Origin of the sequence: Pannonibacter anstelovis, assembly GCF_036881715.1 — a bacterium.
Lineage (GTDB): Bacteria > Pseudomonadota > Alphaproteobacteria > Rhizobiales > Stappiaceae > Pannonibacter > Pannonibacter anstelovis.
Map to the genome: position 1 here is coordinate 1 of NZ_JBAKBF010000031.1, position 476 is coordinate 476.

At 60.3% G+C, this 476-nt stretch carries 1 protein-coding gene; it reads right to left on the reverse strand.

Going from position 1 to position 476, the window contains the following annotated elements; genetic code table 11:
* Positions 1-476 (reverse strand): flagellin N-terminal helical domain-containing protein (locus V6L75_RS20985; RefSeq protein ID WP_484555975.1); only part of this gene is annotated, 476 nt, incomplete at both ends.

Consider the following 476-nt stretch of genomic DNA (forward strand, 5'->3'; position numbering starts at 1 on the left):
TCGGTGTAGTCGACAGCCTTGACGGTCAGCTTCGAGGTGTTGTCCTCGTTGAAGATGGCGGTCAGGTCGTTGCCTTCGCCGGCCAGCAGGTTCTTGCCCTTGTAGGAGCTGTCCTTGGCCATGTCCTCAATCTGCTTGAGCAGATCATTGTACTGCTTGGCGTACTGGGCGCGCTCGTACTGGCTCTGGGTCTGCAGGGCCTGGTTGGCTTTGGCCTTCGCACTTTCAGCCAGCTTGGTGATGTTGGTGATGCCCTGATCGGCGGCCTTCATCGTCTGGACAACCTGACCCATGTCGTCGAGCAGGGTGCCCAGGTCCTTGGCGCGGTTGTTGAGGCCGGAGGCGGTGAAGAAGGAGTTCGGGTTGTCGAGCGCCGAGTTGACCTTCTTGCCGGTCGCGAGCTTGTTCTGCACGCCCGACATGAAATCGGCAGTCTGCTGCAGGGTAAGCAGATTCTGCCGTACGGCGGCGGACAG